Here is a 1,700-nt window from a genome sequence, read left to right on the forward strand (position 1 = left end):
CAGGTGGGGAGAAGAAAACGACTACTACATCTAATAGTGGGGAAGAAAAAAAATCTGATATTAAATATGCAGCGAAGCAAGTATTAAATCGTACGGAAAACCAAGAAATTCCGACGATGGATACTTCTAAATCTACTGATACGTTAGGGGCACAAATTTTAGGGAACACAATGGAAGGTTTATATCGTCTTGATAAAGATAATAAGCCTATTCCGGCTGCAGCAGAATCAAGTACGAAAAGCGAAGATGGTAAAAAATATACGTTTAAACTGCGTAAAGATGCGAAATGGTCAAATGGAGATCCTGTAACAGCGAAAGATTTCGTATACGGATGGCAGCGCTTACTTGATAAAAACACAGCGGCGGAATATGCGTTTATTGCCTACTATATTAAAAATGCAGAAGCGATTAATAAAGGTGAAAAACCTGGAAGTGAATTAGGAGCGAAGGCGGTAGATGATTACACGCTAGAAGTAGAATTAGAAAAACCAGTACCATATTTCTTAAATTTATTAGCATTCCCGTCATACTATCCATTAAATGAAAAGTTTGTAAAAGAAAAAGGAGATAAGTTTGGTTTAGAAGCAGATACAACGGTGTATAACGGGCCATTCGTTATGTCTTCATGGAAACATGAACAAGGATGGCAGTTGAAGAAAAATGATAAATATTGGGATAATAAGACTGTGAAATTAGAAGAAATTAATTATAGTGTAGTAAAAGAAGTTGCTACGAAAGTAAATTTATATGATACAGGATCAATTGATTTCACACTACTATCAGGAGAGTTTGTAGATAAATATAAATCGAATAAAGATGAGTACGGTGAGTATGCAGAATCAAGTACATTCTTCTTACGTTTAAATCAAAAGCGTAACGGACAAGATACACCRTTAAAGAGCAAAAAAYTWCGTGAAGCAATTGCGTTATCARTTGATAAAAAGGGCTTAGCAAACGTTATTTTAAATAATGGATCAAAAGCAACAGATCAATTGGTTCCAAAAGGGCTTGCGACAGGACCKGACGGTAAAGATTWCCAAGAKACRTTTAAAAATGGTCTGAAACAAGAYWCSAAAAARGCAGCWGCWGCATGGGAAGAAGCGAARAARGARCTTGGMAAAGATCAAGTTACAATTGAATTACTAAGCTATGATGATGGAACTGCGAAAAAGATTGCTGATTATGTTAAAGATCAAATTGAGAAAAATTTAAAAGGTGTAACGATTAATACGAAAATTCAGCCGTTCAAACAAAAATTAAAATTAGAGTCAGCGCAAGATTATGAAATCTCTTATGCAGGCTGGAGCCCAGATTATGCGGATCCAATGACATTTATTGATATGTTTGACTCGAAGAGCCCGTATAACCAAATGAGTTATTCGAATCCAAAATACGATGAAATGGTGCAAAAAGCAGGTAATGAATTATTATCTGATCCGAAGAAGCGCTGGGAAACGTTAGGAAAAGCAGAAAAATTATTCCTTGAAGAAGATGCAGGATTAGTTCCTTTATATCAAACAGGAAGATCATATGTAATGAAACCGAATGTAAAAGGAGTTGTGAAACACAACATCAGTCCAGAATATAGCTTTAAGTGGGCGTATGTAACTGAGGATGGCGGAAAGAAATAACATGAAAGCATTTCAAAAGTGGCTAATATGCTTTTGAAATGCTTTTTTTGTATGGATAGGAGAATAAGG

The 1,700-nt window shown here is 35.3% G+C and carries 1 protein-coding gene; it reads left to right on the forward strand.

The window, feature by feature from the left end:
• A partial coding sequence (locus tag AC1DTM_RS25330; protein ID WP_477001172.1) for a peptide ABC transporter substrate-binding protein occupies positions 1-1,631 on the forward strand: 1,631 nt, incomplete at its 5' end.
• Positions 1,632-1,700: the final 69 nt, after the last annotated feature.

The sequence above is a fragment of the Bacillus sp. P4_D3 genome, from assembly GCF_056401855.1.